This is a genomic window from Streptomyces sp. NRRL S-1813, from assembly GCF_000719605.1.
GTDB lineage: Bacteria > Actinomycetota > Actinomycetes > Streptomycetales > Streptomycetaceae > Streptomyces > Streptomyces decoyicus.
Map to the genome: position 1 here is coordinate 1 of NZ_JOHB01000104.1, position 320 is coordinate 320.

Below are 320 nucleotides of genomic sequence, written 5' to 3' on the forward strand. Positions count from 1 at the left end.
CAGCTTCACGCACGACAAGCTGCCGCCGCATGTGTGGGCGTTCGCCGGGGGCTGGGCGCTGCTGATGGGCGTCGTCGGCTTTGTGTACTTCTGGAAGGCTGAGGAGCGGTACGGACGTGGCTGAGCAGAGCAACGGCATCGAGCCGACAGAAGCCGCCGAGGCCCGTATCCCGACGGTGATCGCGGACGATCTGCACATCGTCTACCGGGTGTACGGGACGGGTACGGGCAAGGGCGGTGCCACCGCGGCGCTCAACCGCATCGTCCGGCGCAAGCCCTCCGCGGGCGTGCGCGAGGTGCACGCGGTCAAGGGGGTCTCC

The 320-nt window shown here is 69.1% G+C and carries 2 pseudogenes; both read left to right on the plus strand.

The window, feature by feature from the left end:
- Nucleotides 1–124: pseudogene (locus IF67_RS43530) on the plus strand (ABC transporter permease); the annotation flags it as partial.
- Nucleotides 117–320 (plus strand): annotated as a pseudogene (locus IF67_RS0138535) (ABC transporter ATP-binding protein); the annotation flags it as partial. The pseudogenes IF67_RS43530 and IF67_RS0138535, both read left to right, overlap by 8 nt.